Annotated in this window: 18 protein-coding genes, 1 tRNA gene and 1 pseudogene; 15 read left to right on the top strand and 5 right to left on the bottom strand. The window is 69.0% G+C overall.

Annotation, left to right across the window (positions count from 1 at the left end):
• The 11 genes from MFF54_RS12425 to rpoC form a co-directional block, all read left to right on the top strand.
• On the top strand, positions 1–337 hold a 337-nt coding region (locus MFF54_RS12425), incomplete at its 5' end, for an EF-Tu C-terminal domain-related protein (protein ID WP_506289938.1).
• A 183-nt stretch (positions 338–520) separates the two neighbouring features.
• Positions 521–597, top strand: a tRNA-Trp gene (locus MFF54_RS12420).
• A gap of 212 nt (positions 598–809) precedes the next feature.
• Positions 810–1,106, top strand: coding sequence for a preprotein translocase subunit SecE (secE, locus tag MFF54_RS12415; protein WP_109953295.1), 297 nt, complete (start codon positions 810–812; stop codon positions 1,104–1,106).
• Between the two features lie 51 nt (positions 1,107–1,157).
• Complete coding sequence (gene nusG, locus MFF54_RS12410; protein ID WP_238303199.1) at positions 1,158–1,691, top strand: transcription termination/antitermination protein NusG; 534 nt, start codon at positions 1,158–1,160, stop codon at positions 1,689–1,691.
• Positions 1,692–1,917: 226 nt separating this feature from the next.
• Positions 1,918–2,367 carry a 50S ribosomal protein L11 gene (gene rplK, locus MFF54_RS12405; RefSeq protein ID WP_066922303.1) on the top strand — a complete coding sequence of 150 codons (450 nt, stop codon included), beginning with the start codon at positions 1,918–1,920 and terminating at the stop codon, positions 2,365–2,367.
• Positions 2,368–2,378: 11 nt separating this feature from the next.
• Positions 2,379–3,077 carry a 50S ribosomal protein L1 gene (rplA, locus tag MFF54_RS12400; protein WP_238303197.1) on the top strand — a complete coding sequence of 233 codons (699 nt, stop codon included), beginning with the start codon at positions 2,379–2,381 and terminating at the stop codon, positions 3,075–3,077.
• Between the two features lie 148 nt (positions 3,078–3,225).
• A complete protein-coding gene (locus MFF54_RS12395) occupies positions 3,226–4,869 on the top strand; it encodes a B12-binding domain-containing radical SAM protein (RefSeq protein ID WP_238303195.1) in 1,644 nt (547 codons plus the stop codon).
• A 499-nt stretch (positions 4,870–5,368) separates the two neighbouring features.
• Positions 5,369–5,887, top strand: a complete 519-nt coding sequence (gene rplJ, locus MFF54_RS12390; RefSeq protein WP_238303194.1) for a 50S ribosomal protein L10 — start codon at positions 5,369–5,371, stop codon at positions 5,885–5,887.
• A 56-nt stretch (positions 5,888–5,943) separates the two neighbouring features.
• A complete protein-coding gene (gene rplL / locus MFF54_RS12385) occupies positions 5,944–6,324 on the top strand; it encodes a 50S ribosomal protein L7/L12 (RefSeq protein WP_066920555.1) in 381 nt (126 codons plus the stop codon).
• A gap of 243 nt (positions 6,325–6,567) precedes the next feature.
• Positions 6,568–10,698 carry a DNA-directed RNA polymerase subunit beta gene (gene rpoB, locus MFF54_RS12380; protein WP_238303193.1) on the top strand — a complete coding sequence of 1,377 codons (4,131 nt, stop codon included), beginning with the start codon at positions 6,568–6,570 and terminating at the stop codon, positions 10,696–10,698.
• Between the two features lie 176 nt (positions 10,699–10,874).
• Complete coding sequence (gene rpoC, locus MFF54_RS12375) at positions 10,875–15,083, top strand: DNA-directed RNA polymerase subunit beta' (protein ID WP_238303192.1); 4,209 nt, start codon at positions 10,875–10,877, stop codon at positions 15,081–15,083.
• A 116-nt stretch (positions 15,084–15,199) separates the two neighbouring features.
• Here the strand turns inward: rpoC and MFF54_RS12370 are convergent, their stop codons facing one another.
• The gene (locus tag MFF54_RS12370) at positions 15,200–16,186 is read right to left on the bottom strand and encodes an NAD(P)H-binding protein (RefSeq protein WP_238303191.1); all 987 of its coding nucleotides are present in this window, start codon (positions 16,184–16,186) and stop codon (positions 15,200–15,202) included.
• 62 nt (positions 16,187–16,248) lie between these two features.
• Here MFF54_RS12370 and MFF54_RS12365 point away from each other — a divergent pair, with 62 nt between their 5' ends.
• From MFF54_RS12365 to MFF54_RS12355, 3 genes are all read left to right on the top strand, one after another.
• The gene (locus MFF54_RS12365) at positions 16,249–17,205 is read left to right on the top strand and encodes a LysR family transcriptional regulator (RefSeq protein ID WP_238303190.1); all 957 of its coding nucleotides are present in this window, start codon (positions 16,249–16,251) and stop codon (positions 17,203–17,205) included.
• 120 nt (positions 17,206–17,325) lie between these two features.
• Positions 17,326–18,648, top strand: coding sequence for an MFS transporter (locus tag MFF54_RS12360; protein ID WP_238303201.1), 1,323 nt, complete (start codon positions 17,326–17,328; stop codon positions 18,646–18,648).
• 80 nt (positions 18,649–18,728) lie between these two features.
• On the top strand, positions 18,729–19,616 hold the full coding sequence (locus tag MFF54_RS12355; protein ID WP_238303188.1) for a LysR family transcriptional regulator: 888 nt from the start codon (positions 18,729–18,731) through the stop codon (positions 19,614–19,616).
• Positions 19,617–19,814: 198 nt separating this feature from the next.
• Here the strand turns inward: MFF54_RS12355 and MFF54_RS12350 are convergent, their stop codons facing one another.
• The 4 genes from MFF54_RS12350 to MFF54_RS12335 all read right to left on the bottom strand — a co-directional run bounded on the left by MFF54_RS12350 (position 19,815) and on the right by MFF54_RS12335 (position 24,106).
• Positions 19,815–20,909: an ABC transporter permease gene (locus MFF54_RS12350; protein ID WP_238303186.1), complete on the bottom strand. Its 1,095-nt coding sequence runs from the start codon at positions 20,907–20,909 to the stop codon at positions 19,815–19,817.
• Complete coding sequence (locus tag MFF54_RS12345) at positions 20,906–21,829, bottom strand: ABC transporter permease (protein WP_238303185.1); 924 nt, start codon at positions 21,827–21,829, stop codon at positions 20,906–20,908. Before MFF54_RS12345 ends, MFF54_RS12350 begins: the two co-directional genes overlap by 4 nt.
• Before the next feature lie 247 nt (positions 21,830–22,076).
• Positions 22,077–23,672, bottom strand: a complete 1,596-nt coding sequence (locus MFF54_RS12340; RefSeq protein WP_370880181.1) for a peptide ABC transporter substrate-binding protein — start codon at positions 23,670–23,672, stop codon at positions 22,077–22,079.
• Positions 23,669–24,106: a GlcG/HbpS family heme-binding protein gene (locus MFF54_RS12335; RefSeq protein WP_238303182.1), complete on the bottom strand. Its 438-nt coding sequence runs from the start codon at positions 24,104–24,106 to the stop codon at positions 23,669–23,671. Before MFF54_RS12335 ends, MFF54_RS12340 begins: the two co-directional genes overlap by 4 nt.
• Before the next feature lie 76 nt (positions 24,107–24,182).
• Between MFF54_RS12335 and MFF54_RS12330 the strand changes: the two are divergent.
• Positions 24,183–24,374, top strand: a pseudogene (locus MFF54_RS12330) (hypothetical protein); the annotation flags it as partial.

Raw genomic sequence — 24,374 nt, 5'->3', positions numbered from 1 at the left:
GCGCGAGGACGTGGAGCGCGGTCAGGTCGTGTGCAAGCCGGGTTCGGTGAAGCCGCACACCAAGTTCAAGGCTGAGGCCTACATCCTGACCAAGGAGGAGGGCGGCCGCCACACGCCGTTCTTCACCAACTACCGCCCGCAGTTCTACTTCCGCACCACGGACGTGACCGGCGTGTGCACCCTGCCGGAGGGCACCGAGATGGTGATGCCGGGCGACAACGTCACCATGGATGTGGCCCTCATCGTGCCGGTCGCCATGGAGGAGAAGCTGCGCTTCGCCATCCGCGAGGGCGGCCGCACCGTCGGCGCCGGCGTCGTCGCCGCCATCACCGAGTAATTTTGGGACTGGGCGCGCGGCTTCGCTCGCGCGCCTTCCCGTCGCGATCTGGAAAGGGCCGGCCTCTGCGCCGGCCCTTTTCTTTTGGTCCCTGAGCGAATCGTTGCCCGAACGTCGCCGACGCGCTTGCATCCCGGCCCGGCTTGCGGCATTGAGCAGGCCGCGCGCCGCGAGGCGCCGCGCAGGAGTGTAGCTCAACTGGTCAGAGCGCCGGTCTCCAAAACCGGAGGTTGCGGGTTCGAGTCCCTCCACTCCTGCCAGTTCGATTTTCCTGCTTTCCTCTCTCCGCCAGCCCGCACGAAGCCGCCCTGTCGACAAGCCTGTCGACTTGCGCTAGAGCGGGCGCACTCCGAGATCCTGAGAGGCCGTCGGTGCGGGCTGGGCACGAGCCCCCGGCACCCGATGGCCCGTTCCCGGAGGCGGTGTCCGGGCGGGCTCGATCACCGTCGTCAAGAACCAAGACCCTGGCGCCATGGCATCGAACGAAGCGAGCAAGAAGGTGGACACGGCCCGCGCCGCGGCGCGGGGTACGGGCACGCCTGCACCCTCTCGTCAGGTGCCGCCGCAGCGCCCGGCGCCCAAGCGCGTCGGCCCGGTCGAGTTTCTGTCCCAGGTCCGCGACGAGGGCCGCAAGGTCACGTGGCCGAGCCGGCGCGAGACCACGGTGACCACCATCATGGTCTTCGTGATGGTGATCCTGGCGAGCGTGTTCTTCACGGTCGTCGATCAGGCCCTGCGCTACGGGGTCGGGCTGATCCTCGGCCTGTGAGATGAGCGGGGCCCTCGGGGTCCCCGGATTGGTCCGGAGTTGAACTGAACCGTGTCGAAGCGCTGGTACATCGTCCACGCCTACTCGAACTTCGAGAACAAGGTCGCCCAGTCCATCAAGGATCAGGCGGCCCAGCGCGGGCTGACCGACCTCTTCGACGAGGTGATGGTGCCGACCGAGAAGGTCACCGAGGTGCGCCGCGGCCGGAAAGTGGATGCCGAGCGCAAGTTCTTCCCCGGCTACGTCTTGGTGAAGTGCGACCTCACCGACGAGGTCTACCACCTGATCAAGAACACCCCGAAGGTCACGGGCTTTCTCGGCGCCGACAAGTCGAAGCCGGTGCCGATCCCGGACGCCGAGGCCGAGCGCATCAAGGGTCAGGTCGCCGAGGGCGTCGACCGCCCGAAGCCCTCGATCTCCTTCGAGGTCGGCGAGACGGTCCGCGTCTCGGACGGGCCCTTCGCCAGCTTCAACGGCACGGTGGAGGAGGTGGACGACACCCGCTCCCGCCTCAAGGTCGCCGTCTCGATCTTCGGCCGCGCCACGCCGGTCGAGCTGGAATACGGCCAGGTCGAGAAGGTCTGATCGTTTCGACGTTTCCGATCAGTCAGCGCTGACTTGATCGTCGCTCTTCCCGGCGTGGCTCTGGCCATGCCGAGAAACGCCGTGGGGGCACTCAGCCCTGCGGCATCATTCGCGGGAGGCCCGCCCGGATCGCCGCCGGGGTTCCACGGTCCGCACCGCGACCTGCAATCGCCCGTCCGTCCGCGCCTAGGCAGCCGGCAGACGCGCAATTCTTGGGAGTTCTCCCATGGCGAAGAAGATCACGGGCTACGTGAAGCTTCAGGTCCCGGCCGGCGCCGCCAACCCGTCGCCGCCGATCGGCCCCGCGCTTGGTCAGCGCGGCCTCAACATCATGGAGTTCTGCAAGGCCTTCAACGCGAAGACCGCGCAGATGGAGAAGGGCACCCCGATCCCGGTGATCATCACCGCGTATCAGGACCGCTCCTTCACCTTCGAGATGAAGCAGCCCCCGGTCACCTTCTTCCTGAAGAAGGCCGTCGGCCTGAAGATCGGCAAGAAGCCGGCCTCCGGCTCGAAGACCCCCGGCAAGGGCCCGACTGTCGGCAAGATCACCGAGGCGCAGCTTCGCGAGATCGCCGAGAAGAAGATGCCCGACCTGAACTGCGACTCGGTCGATTCGGCCGTCGCGATGATCCGTGGCTCCGCGCGGGCCATGGGCCTCGAGATCGTGGCGTAAGGGAGGGCAGCATGGCCAAGGAAGGCAAGCGTATCCGCGCCGCCCGCGAGGGCATCGACCCGACCAAGCTCTACGGCCTGGACGAGGCGATCGCGCTCGTGAAGTCGAAGGCGAACGCCAAGTTCGACGAGACCGTCGAGATCTCGATGAACCTCGGCGTCGACCCGCGCCACGCCGACCAGATGGTCCGCGGCGTGTGCAACCTGCCGAACGGCTCGGGCCGCACGGTCCGCGTGGCGGTCTTCGCCCGCGGCGCCAAGGCGGACGACGCCCGCGCGGCCGGTGCCGACATCGTGGGCGCCGAGGATCTCCTGGAGATCGTCCAGGGCGGCAAGATCGAGTTCGACCGCTGCATCGCGACCCCGGACATGATGCCGCTCGTCGGCCGTCTCGGTAAGGTGCTGGGCCCGCGCGGCCTGATGCCGAACCCGAAGGTCGGCACCGTCACGATGGACGTGAAGGGTGCGGTGGGCGCGGCCAAGGGCGGCGCCGTCGAGTTCCGCGTCGAGAAGGCGGGCATCGTCCACGCCGGCATCGGCAAGGTCTCGTTCGATCAGCAGAAGCTCGTCGAGAACATCAAGGCCTTCGCCGACTCCGTCGCCAAGGCGAAGCCGGCCGGCGCCAAGGGCACCTACATCCAGCGCATCGCCGTCACCTCGACGATGGGCCCGGGCGTGAAGGTCGAGCCGAGCACGGTTCTGACCGCCTGAGGCGAGGCCTCAAACCAAGCGCAACCGAAACGCCCGGCCGGGAACGGTCGGGCGTTTCTCGTTGGGGCGCGAGCCAAGTGCTCCGCCTCACACCAATCTCAACACCGAGGGGGGCGCCATCCCGCGGGGCTGTGCTAGATAGCGCCTCATGCGATGCTCCCTTCCGGTCTCCTCCAAGCGACGCATCCTCTGCGTCTTCCCCGCCTACACGCCATCCTTCGGCACGTTCTCGCACGCCTACCCGCTGATGGGGGGCGTCAAGGCCTTCATGCCGCCCCAGGGGCTGCTGCTGATCGCGGCCTATATGCCGCAGGCCTGGGAATGCCGGTTCATCGATGAGAACATCCGCCGGGCGGGCCCCGCGGATTTCGCCTGGGCGGACGCGGTCTTCGTCTCCGGCATGCACATCCAGGAGCCGCAGATCCACGACATCCGCGAGCGCGCGCACGCCGCCGGCAAGGTCGCGGTGCTGGGCGGCCCCTCGGTCTCGGGCGCGCCCGAGAAGTACGACGACTTCGACTACCTGCATCTCGGCGAGATCGGCGACGCCACCGACCAGCTCGTCCAGATCCTCGACCGCGACGTGTCCCGCCCGGCGGCCCCGGTGAAGCTCGAGACGAAGGATCGCCTCGCGCTCGCCGACTTCCCGGCGCCCGCCTACGAGCACGCGCCGCTCAAGCGCTACCTGATCGGCTCGCTGCAATTCTCCTCGGGCTGCCCCTATCGCTGCGAGTTCTGCGACATCCCGCAGCTCTACGGGCGCCAGCCGCGGCTGAAGAGCCCCGAGCAGATGTGCGCCGAGCTCGACGCGATCGTCAGCCAGCCCGGCCACCCGGCCGTGGTCTACTTCGTAGACGACAACTTCATCGGCAACCGCAAGGCCACGCGGGACATGCTGCCCCACCTCGTGGAATGGCAGAAGCGGAACGATTACCCGCTGCAATTCGCCTGCGAGGCGACGCTCAATATGGCCAAGCAGCCCGAGATCCTCGAGCTGATGCGGCAGGCGAACTTCATGACGGTGTTCGTCGGCATCGAGACGCCGGAAGCCGAGGCGCTCAAGGGCATCGACAAGACCCACAACGCCGCCGTGCCGATGTACGAGGCGATCGAGACGCTCAACTCCTACGGGCTTGAGGTCACCTCCGGCATCATCCTCGGGCTCGACTCGGACACCGACAAGTCCGAGCAGAACCTGATCGACTTCATCGACCGCTCGGCGATCCCGGTTCTGACGATCAACCTGCTCCAGGCGCTCCCGAAGACCCCGCTCTGGGACCGGCTGGAGCGGGAGGGCCGCCTCGTCCACGACGCGAGCCTCGAATCGAACGTGCTGTTCAAACGCCCGCACGACACGGTGGTCGGCTCCTGGCGACGCGCCATCGCGCACGCCTACGAGCCCGACAAGATCTTCGAGCGCTTCAAGCACCAGTGCGCGGTCACCTACCCGCACCGGATCAAGACGCCGACCAAGGGCAAGCTCACCTTCACCAACCTCCGCCGCGGCCTCATCCTCGGCTTCAACATCATCACGCGGGTGGGGATGTTCTCGGATTACCGCCGGCCGTTCTGGCAGGCGGCCGGCTACGCCCTGAAGCGCGGGCAGATCGAGGCGGTGTTCAACATGGGCTTCGTCGCCCATCACCTCATCCGCTTCACCCGCGAGGCCCTGCGCGGCGAGCACAACGCCTCGTTCTACGCGGCCAAAGCCGCGGAGGCGAAGGAGGCGCGGGAGCGGACCTGGTGGGAGAACGCCCGGCGCCGCTTCGTGCCGGAGCGCGAGGCGGCCTGAGCCGTCCCCGCACGACGGCTTGCCTGCGGCGGAAAAGACGCGTTCCGCCTCTTGGCAAGGCGCTTGCAGGACTCTATACACCCGCTCACGCAATCACATGATCCCATGGAACGGAGCCTTATGGCTGCGCTCCATCATGAGATCCGCTCGGGCGACCGAGCGGGATGGCCGGACGGCGACGCGGGGCGGAAGTCTCGTGGGGCCTCATCCGGCCATGTCCTGTCCGAGACTGCAGGTGCCGGCACCCGGCTTAATCCACCCGACCTGCACAGACGGGGATGACCGAATTCAACACCCTCGCCACGACCGGCACGGTCGAGGGGAGGCATCGGTTTGAACCCACTCGCCCTGGAGGCGGCCCGGTGACGGGCGGCATCCGGGAACAGGGCCGCGAAGCGTCGCACGAGGACGTTCCCGGTCTTCACCGACCGCGTCCGTTCCCGGCGGCATATGCAACCGGCGGACCCCTCTGGGGTTCCGCCAACCGGAGAGAGCCCCAGTGGACCGGACAGCAAAAGCTGATCTCGTCTCGACGCTCAACGGCGTGTTCTCGAACAACGCCGTCGTCGTCGTGGCCCACTACAAGGGCCTCACGGTCGCCGACATGCAGAAGCTGCGCGCGCAGATGAAGCAGGCCGGCGCCACCGTGAAGGTCGCAAAGAACACCCTTGCGAGCCTCGCTCTCGATGGCACTGACGTCGCCTCCATCAAGCCCCTCCTGAAGGGCCCGACCCTGCTCGCCTACTCGGGCGACCCGGTCGCCGCCGCCAAGGTCGCGGTGGACTTCGCCAAGACGAACGACAAGCTCGTGATTCTCGGCGGCGCGATGGGAACGACTGCCCTGAACCCGGACGGCGTGAAGGCCCTGGCCTCGCTCCCGTCCCTGGACGAACTGCGCGGCAAGCTCGTGGGCCTGATCCAGGCACCCGCGACCAAGCTCGCCCAGCTCACCAACGCGCCGGCGGCCAAGCTCGCCCGCGTGTTCGGGGCCTATGCCAAGAAGGACGAGGCGGCCTGAGGCCGTTCGCCCCTTTAAAATCCTTCCGTTCAAACCGATATCAAGGATAGTGAATCATGGCTGATCTCGCCAAGCTCGTCGACGACCTCTCGTCGCTGACCGTTCTCGAGGCCGCCGACCTCGCCAAGATGCTCGAAGAGAAGTGGGGCGTCTCGGCCGCTGCTGCCGTCGCCGTGGCCGCCGGCCCGGCCGCCGGTGGTGGCGCTGCTGCCGCCGCCGAGGAGCAGACCGAGTTCACGGTCGTGCTCGCCTCTGCCGGCGACAAGAAGATCGAGGTCATCAAGGAGGTCCGCGCGATCACCGGCCTCGGCCTCAAGGAGGCCAAGGACCTCGTCGAGGGCGCGCCGAAGCCCGTCAAGGAGGGCGTCGCCAAGGACGAGGCCGAGAAGCTCAAGGCCCAGCTCGAGAAGGCCGGCGCCAAGGTCGAGCTCAAGTAAGACCCCGATGGGCCGCATCCGGCCCATCACCCCACGACGGCCTATCCACAGCCGATCGTGACCGAAGCCCGCGGGTGTCAGCACCCGCGGGCTAAGGTCGCTTCAAGCGACCGGCGGTCCCTGGAACGGGATCGAGCAGGATTTCGAGACGGGTGGCGCGGTCCGGCGGGGCGCGCGCCACGGGTCCGGCGCGGGAACGACGGTTTCCCCGGGCCACCAGGACGCGGGTAGGAGCGAGGTCACATGGCCAACACGCTGGTCGGTCGCAAGCGCATTCGGAAGTTCTTCGGCAAGATCAAGGAAGTCGCCGAGATGCCGAACCTCATCGAGGTTCAGAAGGCGTCCTACGATCAGTTCCTGATGGTGGACGAGCCCGAGGGCGGCCGCGGCGACGAGGGCCTCCAAAGCGTGTTCAAGTCCGTGTTCCCGATCTCGGACTTCGCCTCGACCTCGCTGCTCGAGTTCGTGCGCTACACCTTCGAGCCGCCGAAGTACGACGTCGACGAGTGCCGCCAGCGCGGCATCACCTTCGCGGCGCCGCTGAAGGTGACGCTGCGCCTGATCGTGTTCGATGTCGACCCGGACACCCAGGCGAAGTCGGTCAAGGACATCAAGGAGCAGGACGTCTACATGGGCGACATGCCCCTGATGACGGAGAACGGCACCTTCATCGTCAACGGCACCGAGCGCGTCATCGTCTCGCAGATGCACCGCTCGCCGGGCGTGTTCTTCGACCACGACAAGGGCAAGACGCACTCTTCGGGCAAGCTGCTGTTCGCCGCCCGCATCATCCCGTATCGCGGCTCCTGGCTCGACGTCGAGTTCGACGCCAAGGACATCGTACACGTCCGCATCGACCGGAAGCGCAAGCTGCCGGTCACCTCGCTGCTGTTCGCCCTCGGCCTCGACGGCGAGGAGATCCTGTCGACCTTCTACAACCGCGTGATCTACGATCGCGACGGCGCCGACTGGCGCGTGCCGTTCGATGCTGAGCGCCTGAAGGGCTTCAAGGCCTCCGTCGATCTCATCGACGCCGATTCGGGCGAGGTCGTGCTGGAGGCGGGCAAGAAGCTCAACGCCCGGAACGCCCGCCAGATCACCGAGAAGGGCACCAAGTTCCTCAAGGCGACCGACGAGGACCTGATCGGCCAGTACGTGGCCGAGGATCTCGTCAACATGCAGACGGGCGAGATCTGGGCCGAGGCCGGCGAGGAGATCACCGAGAAGCTCCTCAAGGCGCTCGACGATGTCGGCGTCACCGAGCTCCCGGTGCTCGACATCGACCACGTCAACGTCGGTCCCTACATCCGCAACACGCTGGCCGTCGACAAGAACTCGGCCCGCGAGGGTGCGCTGTTCGACATCTACCGGGTCATGCGCCCGGGCGAGCCGCCGACGCTCGATACCGCCGAGGCGATGTTCCACTCGCTGTTCTTCGACGCCGAGCGCTACGACCTCTCCGCGGTCGGCCGCGTGAAGATGAACATGCGCCTCGACCTCGACGCCGCCGACACCGTGCGCACGCTCCGCAAGGAGGACATGCTGGCGGTCGTCAAGGCGCTCGTCGAGCTGCGCGACGGCAAGGGTGAGATCGACGACATCGACCACCTCGGCAACCGCCGCGTCCGCTCGGTCGGCGAGCTGATGGAGAACCAGTACCGTCTGGGTCTGCTCCGCATGGAGCGCGCCATCCGCGAGCGCATGAGCCAGGTCGATATCGACACGGTGATGCCGCAGGACCTGATCAACGCGAAGCCCGCGGCCGCGGCCGTGCGCGAGTTCTTCGGCTCGTCGCAGCTCTCGCAGTTCATGGACCAGACCAACCCGCTCTCCGAGGTTACGCACAAGCGCCGCCTCTCGGCGCTCGGCCCGGGTGGTCTGACCCGCGAGCGCGCCGGCTTCGAGGTGCGCGACGTGCACCCGACGCACTATGGCCGCATCTGCCCGATCGAGACGCCGGAAGGCCCGAACATCGGTCTGATCAACTCGCTGGCGACCTTCGCCCGCGTGAACAAGTACGGCTTCATCGAGACCCCGTTCCGCCGCGTGCGCGACGGCGTGGTCACCACCGAGGTCGCCTATCTGTCGGCCATGGAGGAGGCGAAGTACTACGTCGCCCAGGCCAACGCCCAGATGGACGAGAACTTCAAGCTCACCGAGGACCTCGTGGTCTGCCGTCGTGCCGGCGAGGTCATCGTCGTCGGGCCCGAGCGCGTCGATCTCATGGACGTGTCGCCGAAGCAGCTCGTCTCGGTGGCCGCGGCGCTGATCCCGTTCCTCGAGAACGACGACGCCAACCGCGCGCTGATGGGCTCGAACATGCAGCGCCAGGCGGTGCCGCTGGTTCGTGCCGACGCGCCCTTCGTGGGCACCGGGATGGAGGCCGTGGTCGCCCGCGACTCCGGCGCCGCCATCGCGGCGCGCCGCACCGGCATCGTCGATCAGGTGGACGCCACCCGTATCGTCATCCGGGCCACCGAGGAGGCCGACGCCAACAAGCCGGGCGTCGACATCTACCGCCTGCAGAAGTTCCAGCGCTCCAACCAGTCGACCTGCATCACGCAGAAGCCGCTGGTGCGCGTCGGCGAGTCCGTGAAGAAGGGCGAGATCATCGCCGACGGTCCCTCGACCGAGTTCGGCGAGCTCGCGCTCGGCCGGAACGTGCTCGTCGCGTTCATGCCCTGGAACGGCTACAACTTCGAGGACTCGATCCTGCTCTCCGAGCGGATCGTGAAGGATGACGTGTTCACCTCGATCCACATCGAGGAGTTCGAGGTGATGGCCCGCGACACCAAGCTGGGTCCGGAGGAGATCACCCGCGACATCCCGAACGTCTCCGAGGAGGCGCTCAAGAACCTCGACGAGGCGGGCATCGTCTATATCGGCGCCGAGGTGCATGCCGGCGACATCCTCGTCGGCAAGATTACGCCGAAGGGCGAGAGCCCGATGACGCCGGAGGAGAAGCTCCTGCGCGCCATCTTCGGCGAGAAGGCGTCCGACGTGCGCGACACCTCGCTCCGGGTGCCCCCGGGCGTGACCGGCACGATCGTCGAGGTCCGGGTGTTCAATCGCCACGGCGTCGACAAGGACGAGCGTGCCCAGGCGATCGAGCGCGAGGAGATCGAGCGCCTCGCCAAGGACCGCGACGACGAGCAGGCGATCCTCGACCGCAACACCTACGCGCGTCTGGCGGACGTCCTGATCGGTCAGGCGCCGATCGCGGGTCCCCGCGGCTTCCGCAAGGACACGGTGCTCACCCGTGAGGTGATCAGCGAGTACCCGCGCTCGCAATGGTGGCAGTTCGCCGTGGTCGACGACCGTCTCATGACCGAGATGGAGGCGATGCAGAAGCAGTACGACGAGTCGAAGAAGCGCCTCGAGCAGCGCTTCCTCGACAAGGTCGAGAAGCTGCAGCGCGGCGACGAGCTCCCGCCCGGCGTCATGAAGATGGTCAAGGTCTTCGTGGCGGTGAAGCGCAAGATCCAGCCCGGCGACAAGATGGCCGGCCGCCACGGCAACAAGGGTGTCGTGTCGCGGATCGTGCCGATCGAGGACATGCCGTTCCTGGAGGACGGCACGCACGCCGACATCGTGCTGAACCCGCTGGGCGTCCCCAGCCGCATGAACGTCGGTCAGATCCTCGAGACGCACCTCGGCTGGGCGGCTGCGGGTCTGGGTCGCAAGGTCTCCAAGGCGGTGGATGCCTATCTGAAGACGCAGGACATCAACCCGCTCAAGGAGGAGATGAAGGCGATCTACTCGCCCCACGAGCTCGAGGGCCTGTCGGACGAGGAGTACGCCGAGGTCGGCAACAACCTGCGCCGCGGCGTGCCGATGGCCACGCCCGTGTTCAACGGCGCCAAGGAAGCCGACATCGAGCAGATGCTGGAGATGGCCGGGCTCGACCGCTCGGCGCAGTCGACCCTCTACGACGGTCGCACCGGCGAGCCCTTCGACCGCAAGGTCACCATGGGCTACATCTACATGCTGAAGCTGCATCACCTCGTGGACGACAAGATCCACGCGCGCTCCATCGGCCCGTACTCGCTCGTCACCCAGCAGCCGCTGGGCGGCAAGGCGCAGTTCGGCGGCCAGCGCTTCGGCGAGATGGAGGTCTGGGCGCTGGAGGCCTACGGCGCGGCCTACACGCTGCAGGAGATGCTCACGGTGAAGTCGGACGATGTCGCCGGCCGCACCAAGGTCTACGAGGCGATCGTCCGCGGCGACGACACCTTCGAGGCCGGCATCCCCGAGAGCTTCAACGTGCTGGTGAAGGAGATGCGCTCGCTCGGCCTCAACGTCGAGCTGACGAGCTCCAAGCAGCAGCAGGCGGCCAACGACCAGCTCGAACCGCCCGCCAACGCGGCCGAGTAAGACGGAAACGACACCTCCCGTGCCGCGCTCAGCGCCGGCACGGTCCGAGCGGGGAGGGGCGGGGCCTCCATCTCTAAGAAGACGGCCAGCGGTGCCCGGGAGGGCGCTGCGCCGAGGGTGTTTATCGGACGTGGCGGCGCAGGCGCGGCGCGGCCCGTCGAGCCAAGGAGTGGATCATGAACCAAGAGGTCATGAACCTTTTCAACCAGCAGGCCCAGCCCCAGAGCTTCGATCAGATCAAGATCTCGATCTCCTCGCCCGAGAAGATCCTCTCGTGGTCCTACGGCGAGATCAAGAAGCCCGAGACGATCAACTACCGCACTTTCAAGCCCGAGCGCGACGGCCTGTTCTGCGCGCGCATCTTCGGGCCGATCAAGGACTACGAGTGCTTGTGCGGCAAGTACAAGCGCATGAAGTACAAGGGCGTCATCTGCGAGAAGTGCGGCGTCGAGGTCACCCTCGCGCGCGTGCGGCGCGACCGCATGGGCCATATCGAGCTGGCCGCCCCCGTTGCGCACATCTGGTTCCTGAAGTCGCTGCCCTCGCGCATCGGCCTGCTGCTCGACATGGCGCTCAAGGACCTTGAGCGGATCCTGTACTTCGAGTCGTACTGCGTCATCGAGCCGGGCCTCACCCCCCTGAAGGAGCGTCAGCTCCTCTCGGAGGAGGAGTACCTGCGCGCCCAGGAGGAGTACGGCGAGGATTCGTTCACGGCGATGATCGGCGCCGAGGCCATCCGGCGCATCCTGCAGGAACTCGACCTCGACAAGATCGCGAACGACCTCCGCGAGGAGATCGCCGTCACCACCTCGGAGCTGAAACCCAAGAAGCTCCTGAAGCGCCTCAAGATCATCGAGGCGTTCCAGATGTCGGGCAACCGGCCCGAGTGGATGATCCTGACGGTCGTGCCCGTCATCCCGCCGGACCTGCGCCCGCTGGTCCCGCTGGACGGCGGCCGCTTCGCGACCTCCGATCTGAACGACCTCTACCGCCGCGTCATCAACCGCAACAACCGCTTGAAGCGGCTGATCGAGCTGCGCGCGCCGGACATCATCATCCGCAACGAGAAGCGCATGCTTCAGGAAGCGGTCGATGCGCTGTTCGACAACGGCCGCCGCGGCCGCGTCATCACGGGTGCCAACAAGCGCCCGCTGAAGTCGCTCGCCGACATGCTGAAGGGCAAGCAGGGCCGCTTCCGCCAGAACCTGCTCGGCAAGCGCGTCGACTACTCGGGCCGCTCGGTCATCGTGGTCGGCCCCGAACTGAAGCTGCACCAGTGCGGCCTGCCGAAGAAGATGGCGCTGGAGCTGTTCAAGCCCTTCATCTACGCGCGCCTCGACGCCAAGGGTTTCTCGGCCACCGTCAAACAGGCCAAGAAGCTCGTCGAGAAGGAGAAGCCGGAGGTCTGGGATATCCTCGATGAGGTGATCCGCGAGCACCCGGTGATGCTGAACCGCGCGCCGACGCTGCACCGCCTCGGCATCCAGGCCTTCGAACCGAAGCTGATCGAGGGCAAGGCGATCCAGCTGCACCCGCTGGTCTGCGCCGCGTTCAACGCCGACTTCGACGGCGACCAGATGGCCGTGCACGTCCCCTTGAGCCTCGAGGCTCAGCTGGAGGCGCGCGTCCTGATGATGTCGACGAACAACATCCTGCACCCGGCGAACGGCCAGCCGATCATCGTGCCGTCGCAGGACATCGTGCTCGGCCTGTACTACCTGTCGATCGTCGCCGACGGCGCGGTCGGCGCGTACAACGCCGACAACAAGCAGAACCCGATGCAGGGCGTCTACGGCGACATCGGCGAGCTGGAGCATGCTCTGGCCGCCAAGGCCGTCTCGCTGCACTCGAAGATCAAGTGGCGCTGGAAGGGCATCGGCCCGGACGGCGAGCCGCTGACCCAGATCTACGAGACCACCCCGGGCCGCGTGATTCTCTCGGGCGCGCTCCCGAAGCACCGCAAGGTGCCCTTCGACGTCGTCAACAAGCTGATGACCAAGAAGGAGATCTCGGCGATGATCGACACCGTCTACCGCCACTGCGGTCAGAAGGAGTCGGTGATCTTCTGCGACCGCATCATGGCGCTCGGCTTCAGCCACGCCTTCCGCGCCGGTATCTCGTTCGGCAAGGACGACATGGTGGTGCCGGACAACAAGTGGTCCATCGTCGACGCGACCCGCACGCTCGTGAAGGATTACGAGCAGCAGTACAACGACGGCCTGATCACTCAGGGCGAGAAGTACAACAAGGTCGTCGATGCCTGGGCGAAGTGCTCCGACAAGCTGGCACAGGAGATGATGGGCCGGATCTCGTCGGTGCAGAAGGACGAGAACGGCGCCGACAAGCAGGTCAACTCGATCTACATGATGAGCCACTCGGGCGCCCGCGGTTCGCCGGCGCAGATGAAGCAGCTCGCGGCGATGCGCGGCCTCATGGCCAAGCCGTCGGGTGAGATCATCGAGACCCCGATCATCTCGAACTTCAAGGAAGGCCTCGACGTTCTCGAGTACTTCAACTCGACCCACGGCGCCCGGAAGGGTCTGGCGGACACGGCGCTCAAGACCGCCAACTCCGGCTACTTGACCCGCCGCCTCGTGGACGTGGCGCAGGATGCGGTGATCCGCGAGACGGATTGCGGCACCACCAACGGCATCCGGATGCGCGCCATCATCGACGCGGGTCAGGTCGTCGCGACGCTCGCCACCCGCATCCTCGGCCGCGCCACGGCGGAGGATCTGGTCGCGCAGGACGGCACGGTCATCGTCAAGACCGGCGAGACCATCGAGGAGCGTCACCTGCCGGCGATCACGGCCGCCGGCATTCAGGAGGTGAAGATCCGCTCGGTGCTCGTCTGCGCCACGAAGAGCGGCGTCTGCGCCACCTGCTACGGGCGCGATCTCGCCCGCGGCACGCCCGTCAACATGGGCGAGGCCGTCGGCGTCATCGCGGCGCAGTCGATCGGCGAGCCGGGCACCCAGCTCACCATGCGCACCTTCCACATCGGCGGCGCGGCGCAGATCGCCGACTCGTCCTTCATCGAGTCGAGCTTCGAGGGCACCATCCGGATCCGCAACCGGGCGCTCGCGAAGAACTCGGACGGCGACCTCATCGCCACCGGCCGCAACGTGGCCGTGGTGATCGTGGGCTCGGACGGGACCGAGCGGGCGGTCCACCGCCTGCAGTACGGCGCGCGCGTACGGGTCGACGAGGGCGACAAGATCAAGCGCGGGCAGCGGATCGCCGAGTGGGATCCCTACACCCGTCCGATCGTCGCCGAGGTGGACGGCGTCGTGGCCTACGAGGACCTGTACGACGGTCAGTCGATCACCGAGACCGCCGACGAGTCGACGGGCATCTCGAAGCGCGTCGTCATCGACTGGCGCGGTTCCGCCCGGACCTCGGACCTCAAGCCCGCGATGGTCATCGTGGATCAGGACGGCAAGCCGATCCGCCTGCCGCGCGGCTCGGAGGCCCGCTACCTCCTGCCCGTCGACGCCATCATCGGCTACGACCCGGGCGGCACGGTGAAGGCCGGCGACATCCTGGCCCGCGTCTCGACCGACTCGGCCAAGACCCGCGACATCACCGGTGGTCTGCCGCGGGTGGCGGAGCTGTTCGAGGCGCGTCGTCCGAAGGACGCGGCGATCATCGCCGAGAAGTCGGGCACGATCGCCTTCGGCCGGGACTACAAGAACAAGCGCCGGCTCTCGCTGACGCCGCACGACGGTTCGGAGACGGTCGAGTACCTGATCCCCAAGGGCAAGCACATCCACTTGCAGGACGGGGACGTGGTGGAGCTCGGCGACTACATCGTCGACGGCAACCCGGCGCCGCACGACATCCTGGCGATCAAGGGCGTGGAGGAGCTTGCCGCCTACCTCGTCAACGAGATCCAGGAAGTCTACCGGCTCCAGGGCGTGTCGATCAACGACAAGCACATCGAGGTGATCGTCCGTCAGATGCTGCAGAAGGTGGAAGTCACCGAGAGCGGCGATTCGGACATCATCCCGGGTGACCAGATCGACCGGACCGAGCTGACCGAGATCAACGAGAAGCTTCTGGCCGAGGGCAAGAAGCCGGTCGTGGGCGTGCCGGTGCTGCTCGGCATCACCAAGGCCTCGCTCCAGACGAAGTCGTTCATCTCGGCGGCCTCGTTCCAGGAGACCACGCGCGTCCTCACGGAAGCCGCGGTCAACGGCAAGGTCGACACGCTGGAAGGCCTCAAGGAGAACGTCATCGTCGGCTCGCTCATCCCGGCCGGTACGGGCTCCCTGGTGGCGGACATCCGCTCGATCGCGCGCCGCCGCGACAATCTCATCCTGCAGCAGAAGCAGGCCGAGAGCGGCGCCGGCGAGATCGAGGCGTTCTCCCCGGCGGCGGAGTGATCCTCCGGGCCTGAGACATCGGAGAGGGCGGTCCTTCGGGGCCGCCCTTTCTCGTTTTGCGGACCGCCCGGATCTCCCAGCCCAGGACGAGCTTCGCCGGGGCGCGGTCCTGCTCCTCAGGCCAGCGCGAAGGTCGCGCGCAGGGCCGCGTCGAGCGGGGTTCGCGGTTCATCGCCCAGCAGGGCGAGGAGCCGGGCATTGTCCAGGCGCTGCGGGTGACGCCAGTACGGCTCGATCTCGGCCAGTTCCCTTGGGAACCCGCCGAACGGGGCAAGCATCCGGATCAGCCACCAGGGAAAGCGGCGGATCGGCAGATCGGGACGCCCGATCACCCGCCGGACGGCGGAGGGGAGGGCTGTGCCGTCCGGATCCCAGTACCCCGCGAATTGGACGCGCTCGAAGGCCGCGAGGCGGTCAGCGCGTCCCATCAGGCCTGCGACGGACCGTGCGAGATCGGGCAGGTAGGCCCAGCTATGTCCGATGCCGGGGCCGCCCGGGACAACGATGCGTTTCAGCGGATCGCGGGCGAGCACCTGTGCGAACCAGCTCTGGGGCGCGCCCGGACCGAAGAAATCGCCGGCCCGCACGATAAGGCTCGGAACGCCCTCCCGCGCAGCCTGCGACAGCCGGTCCTCCAACGCGACGCGGATCCGCCCCTTGCGCGTGAGGGGAGTCTGCGGCGTATCGGACCCGACAATCGGACAGCGCGCGGGATCGAAGTTGTAGATCGTCCCGGGCAACACGATCCGCGCGCCTCCGGCGCGGCGCGCGGCCGCGATGCTGTTGTCGATCATCGGCAGCACCACGCGGTCCCAGTTTCGGTACCCCGGCGGATTGACCGCGTGCACGATGAAGGCGGCCCCCTCGGCGGCCCGCGCCACGTCCTCGCCGTGCAGCGCATCGCCGGTGGTCCAGACGAGGCGACCGTGCGGTGATCCGGTCCAGCGGGCTTCGGCGGCCTCACCGTCCCGTGCCAGAGCGCGCACCGCCCATCCGTCCTCCAGAAGCGCACGGGCAACCGCGCCGCCGATCCCGCCCGTCGCACCGAGTACCAGAGCCGTTCCGCCCATCGTCTTACCTCGTTCCGTATCGATGCCCGCCACGATGCGGAGCCCGGCGACGGAATGAAATTGTCAGGCGGCTTCAGGTCGCTCATCATCTTTTGATGAGTGGTGGGACCGATTGGGAAAACCAGAGAACCTTCCTGGCGGTGCTGGAGACGGGCAGCCTGTCGGGAGCCGCTCGCCGTCTCGGCATCGCACAACCCACGGTTCGGCGACGGATCGAGGATCTGGAGACGGCCTTGGCGATGCCCCTGTTCACCCGCTCGGCGAACGGGCTGGTCGCGACGGAGCAGGCTCGAACGCTCGCCGCGCATGTCCGCACGATGGCGCGGGCCGCGGACGCGTTCGTCCGCGCTGCGGAAGCGCGGCCCGGTGTCGTCGGCGGGGCGGTCCGGGTGACGGTGCCGGAATTCGTCGGCCTGCACCTGCTGCCGGACATGCTGGCGCCCCTCCGGCGGTCGCATCCGGAGCTTCGCATCGAGATAGCTCTCAGCGACGCCTCCGCTGACCTTGTGGAGCAGGAGGCGGACGTCGCGGTGCGGATGTTCCGGCCGACCCAGGAGGCGCTGGTGGCCCGGCGCGTCGGCACCATCCCGCTGCAGTTCTTCGCGCACCGTGCCTATGTCGACCGGCGTGGCCTGCCGATGCAGGTGGACGACCTTCGCCATCACGACCTGATCGGCCCGGATCGGGCCGCCGCCGACCTCGCCGTACTGACCGCCCTCGGCCCCGGCTTCGCGCGTGGATCGCTCGCCCTGCGCACCGACAGCCACGCTGCGCAGTACGCCGCGATCCACGCTGGCCTCGGCATCGGTGTCGTCCAGCGCCCGCTCGGCCGCAGGTGCAGCGACCTCGTGGCGGTGCTGCCGGATCTCGTCGTGCACCGGCTCGAGACCTGGATCGTGGCCCATGCGGACCTGCGCCGCGTGCCGCGGATCGCAGCGACGTTCGATCATCTGGTGGCGGCATTCTCACACTACACCGGCGAGAATTCCGGCCCGCCCGGCTTGGCCGACGGCCATCGATGCGCGTCCGGCATCGATCCATCCAGCCTTTGAGTTGGACCCGGAAGGGTCGGCCGACCACTCTGGCACTCGCGGAGAATCCTTGGATCCTCCGCCCGTCACGGCAAAAGCCGGGCGGCCCCTCTATGGGAGGAACTGCCCGTGAGCGCACCGATGAGCGCCGGCATCGCCGTGTCCGATGCCCGCCGGAGCCGCGTCCGGCTCGGCATCGTCCTGATGCTGTTCGTCGCCACGACGATCAACTACGCCGACCGCGCGACGATCTCGATCGCCGGCCCCGCCCTGTCGAAGGATCTCGGCCTCAACGCCGTGCAGATGGGCTACATCTTCTCGGCCTTCGCGTGGTCCTACGTGCTCGCCCAGATCCCGGGCGGCTGGCTGCTCGACCGCTACGGCGTGAAATGGGTCTACGCCGCCGCGATCTTCCTGTGGTCGGCCTTCACGCTCGTGCAGGGCGCGGTCGGCTTCTTCACGGGCGCGACCGCGGTCGCGCTGCTCTTCGCGCTGCGGCTTGCGGTGGGCCTCACCGAGGCGCCGGTCTTCCCGGCCAATGCCCGCATCACCGCCGCGTGGTTCCCCGCCAAGGAGCGGGGCATGGCCTCGGCCTTCTTCAACTCGGCGCAGTACTTCGCCACCGTGCTGTTCACGCCCCTCATGGCCTGGGTGGTCCACCATTTCGGCTGGCACCACGTCTTCACCATGATGGGCGCGCTCGGCATCGCCTTCGCGCTGCTCTGGACCCAGGTGATGCACAGCCCGAAGGACCATCCGGGCATCAATGAAGCCGAGCGCGACTACATCGAAAAGGGCGGCGCCCTGCTCGATATGGACGGGCAGGGCTCGGCCAAGCAGAGCAATGTCGGCCGGACGCTGAAGCAACTGCTCGCCAACCGGATGCTGCTCGGCATCTATGTGGGCCAGTACTGCATCACCACGCTGACCTACTTCTTCCTGACGTGGTTCCCGGTCTACCTCGTGAAGGAGCGCGGGCTATCGATCCTGCAGGCGGGCTTCGCGGCGGTGCTGCCGGCGCTCTGCGGCTTCGTCGGCGGCATCCTGGGCGGCGTCATCTCCGACATGCTGCTGCGCCGCGGCTACTCGCTCACCGCCGCCCGCAAGATCCCGATCGTCGGCGGCATGCTGCTGTCGATGTCGATCATCGGCTGCAACTACGTGCAGGCGGACGCCCTCGTGGTCGGCCTGATGGCGCTGGCCTTCTTCGGCAAGGGCATCGGCGCGCTTGGCTGGGCCGTCGTGTCCGACACCTCGCCCCGCGAGAGCGGCGGCCTCTCGGGCGGCCTGTTCAACACCTTCGGCAACACTGCCGGAATCACCACGCCGATCGCGATCGGCTACATCGTCCAGACCACGGGCTCGTTCAACGGCGCCCTCGTGTTCGTCGGGCTCAACGCGCTGGTGGCCTGTTTCTGCTACCTCGTCGTGGTCGGCGAGATCCGCCGGGTCGAGCTGCGCTGAGGCGCCGGCTCGGAGACAAACCTGTGCTCATGTCGGCGGCCGCGGGGTTTCCCCGCGGCCGTTGTCGTAGGGTGGCGGGCATGTTCGATTTCAGCCAGTTGCGCTGCTTCGTGGCGGTGGCCGAGGAGCTGCATTTCGGCCGGGCCGCCGCCCGGCTGAACATGACGCAGCCGCCCCTCTCCCGGCAGATCCAGGTTCTTGAGCGCGTGCTCGACGCGCAGCTCCTCGACCGGACGAGCCGCTCGGTCCGCCTCACCGCGGCCGGGCGCAGCTTCCTGCCGGAGGCGCAGCGGATCCTCAGGCTCGCCGAGACCGCCGCCCATGTCACCCGGCAGGTGGCGGCGGGGCGGGCGGGCGTCTTGAAGCTCGGCTTCACGGCGGCGTCCGCCTACGATTTCCTGCCCCGCCTCGTCACCGCCTACCGGGCCGCGATGCCGGAGGTGACGCTCTCGTTGCGCGAGATGGTGACAAAGGATCAGGTCGAGGGGCTGCTCTCGGGCCAGCTCGACGCGGCGCTGGTGCGCCCGATGGTGACGCATCGGGAGCTGGAGGCCGCCCGCGCCCTGGCCGAGCCGCTGGTCGCCGCCGTGCCGGCGGAGCACGCGCTCGCCGCGCGCCCCGCGCTGACGCCGGAGGACTTTGGTGGTGCGGCCTTCATCGCCTACGCGCCGCACGAGGCGCGCTACTTTCACGACCTCGTGGCGGGCCTCTTCGCCGAGGCCGGGGTGCAGCCGCGGGTGCTGCAGCAACTGACCCAGATCCACTCGATCCTGGCGCTGGTGCGGGCCGGGATCGGCCTCGCCCTCGTCCCGGCGGCGGCCGAGCGCCTGCGCTTCGAGGGCGTGGCCTTCCGCCCCCTCGTCCTGCCGCGGGCGCACCCCGCCGAGCTGATGCTGACCTGGCGGCGCGACCACGACAATCCCCTGGTCGACGCCCTGCGGGGGATCGTGAGCGACCTCGTGCACTGATGCGGTCCGGCACCGCCGCACCCTGTCCCGAACAGCGACCGCATTCACCCTTTGTCCGAACGAGGCGCGGGTCCCCTCTCCCTGTGGGAGAAGGGGCCGGTCGCGTTTCGAGCGCGATCCGAGAAACGCTGCAGGCCAGCTGGGATCGCCACATCCATGCAAGGCCACATCCATGCAAGGAAAGGGGCGCGGCGCGGTTCAGGCGCGCACAGCAACCGCTCCCCGCGGGTCGACCGCATCCGCCAGCCCGTCGCCCAGGCGGTTCAGCGCCACCAGCGTCGTGACCAGCAGGGCGGCCGGGGCCGCCAGCATGTGCGGCGCCGACTCGATGGCCCGCGAGCCTTCGGCCACCAGCACGCCCCAGCTGGTCTCGGGCTCCTGCACGCCCAACCCGAGGAACGACAGAAAACTCTCCAGCAGGATCACCCGCGGCACCAGGAGCGTCGCGGCGACGAGGATCGGCCCGAGCGTGTTCGGAACGACGTGGCGCACGAGGATCTGCCGCCCCGTGAGCCCCAGCGCCTCCGCCGCGCGGACGAAGTCGCGGGCCCTCAGAGCCTGGGCCTGCCCGCGCACGATGCGGGCCATGTCGAGCCAATCCACCGCCGCGATGGCGAAGAGGATCAGGCCGAGGCCGGGGCGGAAGAACACCACCAGCACGATCACGAAGAACACGAAGGGCAGGGCGTAGAGCACGTCCACGAGCCGCATCATCACGGCATCGACCGCCCCGCCCGCGAAGCCCGAGACCGCCCCGTAGGCGACCCCGAGCCCCAGGGCCGCGAGCGTCGCGGTCAGCCCGATCAGCAGCGAGACCCGGCCCGCCACGAGGCTGCGGGTGAGGAGGTCGCGCCCGTGCACGTCGGTGCCGAGGGGAAAATGGAGCCGCCGCAGCGGCGCCTCGACCACGAGGCGGCGCCCGTCCGGAGAGGCCTCGGCCACCCGGGGCTCGCCGAACAGGTCGGAGCGCGGCAGGTAGACGAGGCCGCGCCTGTCGACGGGCTCGTCCGAGCCGAGGACGAGGCGAACGGAGTCCGGTCCCGACCGAACCGTTTCGAGCCGGGCGCGCATCCGGAAGGCCAGCCGTTCCAGCGCGGGTCCGAGCCGGTCGGGCGCCGGCTGGGCGGCCAGGCCTGCCCCGAGTTGGCGCAGGTCCGGATAGGCGCGCTCAGGCGCGTGGCCGGTGAGCAGCGGGCCGACGAGGCAGGCGAGGGCGATGAGGACGAGCAGCGCGAGGCTCGCCCACGCCCCGCGGTCGAGCCGCCGGAGCGCGCGGAAGGCCGGGGCGCTCACGCGCGGCCCCGCAGGCGCGGGTCGGCCCAGGCGGCGGCGAGGTCAGCCGCGAGGTTCAGCACGACCACGAACACGCCGACGAGGAGCACCGTGCCCATCACCAGCGTGTAGTCGCGGTTCAGGGCGCCTTCCACGAAGTAGCGCCCGATGCCGGGCAGTCCGAACACCGTCTCGACCACCACCGAGCCGGTGAGGAGGCCGGTGGCGAGCGGGCCGGCGAGCGCGATCACCGGCAGCAGCGCGCCGCGCAGCGCGTGGCGCAGCACCCGGGCCGGGGGCAGGCCGAGGCTGCGCATGGTCCGCACCGGCTGGGCGCGCAGGGACTCGGCGAGCGAGGCCCGGGTGAGCCGCGCCACGGCGCCGATCTGGGGCAGGGCCAGCGTGATCACCGGCAGGACGAGATGGGCCGGCGCGCCGCCGCCCCAGCCGCCGAGCGGTAGCCAGTGCAGGCTGAGACCGAAGGCGATCTGGAGGAGGGGCGCCACGACGAAGCTCGGCAGCGAGAGGCTCAAGCCGGCGAGCAGCGTGATCGCGCGGTCGGTCGCGCCGCCCTGACGCAGGGCCGCGAGGCAGCCGAGGCCGATGCCGAGCCCGAGGGCGAGGAGAAGGGCGAGCGCGCCGAGCGTCAGCGAGACCGGCAGCCCCCGGGCGAGGAGATCGGCCACCGTGAGGTCGCGGAACGAGAAGGAGGGGCCGAGATCGCCGCGCGCCAGCGCGCCGAGATAGCGGCCGAACTGGACGATCAGCGGCTGGTCGAGCCCGTAGACCCGGCGCAGGTTCTCCATGGCGGCCGGGGCCAGGGGGCGCTCGAGGTCAAACGGGCCGCCGGGGGCGAGGCGCATCAGGAAGAAGCTCGCCGCCACGACGAGGAGGAGGGTGGGGACCGCCTGGGCGAGGCGGCGAAGGACGAGGCCGATCACGGGCGGATGCCCCGATCGCGCGCGGCGCTCTCCCTCCCCCCGCTGCGGGGGAGGGTGGGCCGGCCGTCAGGCCGGGTCGGGTGAGGGGAGCGACGGTGCCGGATGTGCTCGCCATCGACGCTGCGCCCCTGTCGGAAGCGTCGCACCCCTCTCTGCGGGACTTCGTCCCGCCCCCCCTGCTTCGCTGGGTACCCTCCCCCGCGGAGGGGGGAGGGAGATCGCGCGCCTGTGCGGTACCTCGTCGCCATCACCCCTCCAGCCTCAGGAACCGCGTCGGCGCGGCGTTGCGGAGGTTCGGGTGGTAGCCGTGCAGGCGCGGGCTGATCAGCGCCTTGGAGCGGGTGTGCATCACCGGGATCCAGGGCAGGTCGCGCATCAGGATCGCCTCGGCGCGCCAGAGCAGGTCGGCGCGGGCCGCGACGTCCGGCTCGCGGGCCGCCGCGTCGAGGAGCGCGTCGTAGCCTGCGTCGGCGAAGCGGCCGGGATTCATCCCGTCGTTGCCCGAGCGGAGCAGGAACAGGAAGTTCTGCGGGTCGGAATAGTCGGCGATCCACGACATCCGGGCGATGTCGAAGTCGCCGCCGTCGCGCAGATAGGCGAAATGCGTCTTGGCGTCGGTGTAGACGAAGCGCGTTTCGATCCCGAGTTCGCGCCACATCTCGGCGAGCGCCACCGCGGTGTTGCGGTTGTTGTCCGTGGTGTTGAAGCGGTACTCGACCCGCAGGGGGCGGCCCGGCCCGAACCCGGCCTCGGCCAGCAGCCGGCGCGCCTCCGCCTCGTGGTCGATCGGATAGCCCTGCCGTCCCTCGGTCTCGGGCGGGGCGCGGTAATTGTCGAGCCCCGGCGGGCAGAACGACCAGGCCGGGCTCATCGTGCCGCCCCAGAGCGCCTCGGCGAGGTAGGGCCGGTCGATGGCGAGCGAGAGGGCGCGCCGCACCCGCGGGTCCGAGAACGGCGCCTTGTGGGTGTTCACCGCCAGCGCGTAGAGGCCGAGCCCGGGTCCGAGCACGACCTGATCGCCGAAACGCGCCTTCAGCGCCGCCATCTGGTCGCCCGGCAGGTCGGCGAGCGAGTCGATCTCGCCGGCCGCGTACCGCCGCACGGCGCTGGCGAGATCCGGCGTCGGCAGGAAGGCGACCTCGGGGATCGCCACGGAGGCCGCCGCGTGGAAGTGCGGGTTGCGCGCCAGCGAGATCCGGTCGTTCGGCACGAGGTCGCGCAAGAGGTAGGGGCCGTTCGAGACGAGGTTGCCCGGTCGCGTGAAGGCGTCGCCGAACCGCTCGACCGTGGGCGGGTGCACGGGCAGGCTGGTCTGGTGGGTGAGGAGTTCGAGGAGGTAGGGCGTCGGGTTGTCGAGCGCGATCACGAGGGTGCGCGCGTCCGGCGCGGTGACGCCGAGCCGATCCGCGGGGAGCGCGCCGGCATTCACCGCGGCGGCATTGCGGATCGGGAAGAGCACCTCGGCATACTTGGCCGCGGTCGCGGGCGCCAGGATCCGTCGCAGGGCGTAGACGAAGGCCCCCGCCTCGACCGGCTCGCCGTTCGACCAGCGCCCGTCCGCGCGCAACCGGAAGGTGTAGGTGCGGCGGTCCTCGGAGATCGTCCAGCGCTCGGCGGCGCCCGGGATGATGGCGCCCCGGTTGTCGTAGGTGAGCAGCCCCTCGAAGAGGTCGCGCAGGATGTGCGCCTCGGCCACCGTCGAGGAGCGGTGCGGGTCGAGGGTCTCGGGGTCGGCGTCGTTGCCGCGGCGGTAGAGCGGGGCGCCGACGGCCCGCGCCCGCCGGGGCAGGGCGGCGAGCGCCGCCGCGCCCGCGAGCCAGTCGCGCCGCCGCAAGGCTCTCAGGCGCCGGTCTCCGGCACGAGATCCGCCGCCGCGATGCCGGCGACCGCGCAGGCCTCGTCGTTGTCCGAGGTGTCGCCGGAGACGCCGATTGCGCCGAGGAGCCGCCCGTCGCGGGCGCGGATCAGCACGCCGCCCGGCACCGGCACGAGGCCTGCGGGACCCGCGACTTGGCCCACCGCGGTGAGGAAGTAGGCCTGGACCTCGGCCCGCTTGTGCAGCGCCCGCGAGCCGAGCCCGAGGGCGAGCGCGCCGTTCGCCTTGCCCAGGGCGACCTCGGCCCGGCGCAGGGAGGTGCCGTCCTCCACCTGGACACATTTCAGAGACCCGCGGGCATCATACACAACCACCGCGAGCGGCTGCAGGCCGCGCGCGCGGGCCGCCTCCAGGGTGGCCAGCACGATGGTCCGGGCTGCGTCGAGCGTCAGGTCGATCATCGTCACACGTCGAGGGGGGAAAGAGGATCACGGGCGGGCCGGGCACCCGCCGCCGAGCGGAGACAGATCCATTACCATGCGCCGTGCGATCATCCACATCGGAATGCCGCGGACGGGCTCCACCTCCTTCCAGGAGGTGCTGGCCGGGCTGAGGCCAAACCTCGCCGAGGCCGGACTGCTCTATCCGGAACTCGCGCCGCCGGGCGCGCATCCCGACCTGAACGTCAACCATCAACCTCTGGGCGAGGTCCTCGACGGGCGCCGGCCC

It is taken from the genome of Methylobacterium gregans, from assembly GCF_022179245.1.
GTDB classification, from domain to species: Bacteria; Pseudomonadota; Alphaproteobacteria; order Rhizobiales; family Beijerinckiaceae; genus Methylobacterium; species Methylobacterium gregans.
The sequence above is the reverse complement of the archived record's forward strand: the minus strand, read 5'-3'. Positions and strand labels throughout refer to the sequence as shown.

Bases quoted from the DNA above. Each gene is read 5' to 3' on its own strand.
- secE (WP_109953295.1), top strand. From the start codon at position 810: ATGGCATCGAACGAAGCGAGCAAGAAGGTGGACACGGCCCGCGCCGCG.
- rplK (WP_066922303.1), top strand. From the start codon at position 1,918: ATGGCGAAGAAGATCACGGGCTACGTGAAGCTTCAGGTCCCGGCCGGC.
- rplA (WP_238303197.1), top strand. From the start codon at position 2,379: ATGGCCAAGGAAGGCAAGCGTATCCGCGCCGCCCGCGAGGGCATCGAC.
- MFF54_RS12395 (WP_238303195.1), top strand. From the start codon at position 3,226: ATGCGATGCTCCCTTCCGGTCTCCTCCAAGCGACGCATCCTCTGCGTC.
- rplL (WP_066920555.1), top strand. From the start codon at position 5,944: ATGGCTGATCTCGCCAAGCTCGTCGACGACCTCTCGTCGCTGACCGTT.
- rpoB (WP_238303193.1), top strand. From the start codon at position 6,568: ATGGCCAACACGCTGGTCGGTCGCAAGCGCATTCGGAAGTTCTTCGGC.
- rpoC (WP_238303192.1), top strand. From the start codon at position 10,875: ATGAACCAAGAGGTCATGAACCTTTTCAACCAGCAGGCCCAGCCCCAG.
- MFF54_RS12365 (WP_238303190.1), top strand. From the start codon at position 16,249: ATGAGTGGTGGGACCGATTGGGAAAACCAGAGAACCTTCCTGGCGGTG.
- MFF54_RS12360 (WP_238303201.1), top strand. From the start codon at position 17,326: ATGAGCGCCGGCATCGCCGTGTCCGATGCCCGCCGGAGCCGCGTCCGG.
- MFF54_RS12355 (WP_238303188.1), top strand. From the start codon at position 18,729: ATGTTCGATTTCAGCCAGTTGCGCTGCTTCGTGGCGGTGGCCGAGGAG.
- MFF54_RS12335 (WP_238303182.1), bottom strand. From the start codon at position 24,106: ATGATCGACCTGACGCTCGACGCAGCCCGGACCATCGTGCTGGCCACC.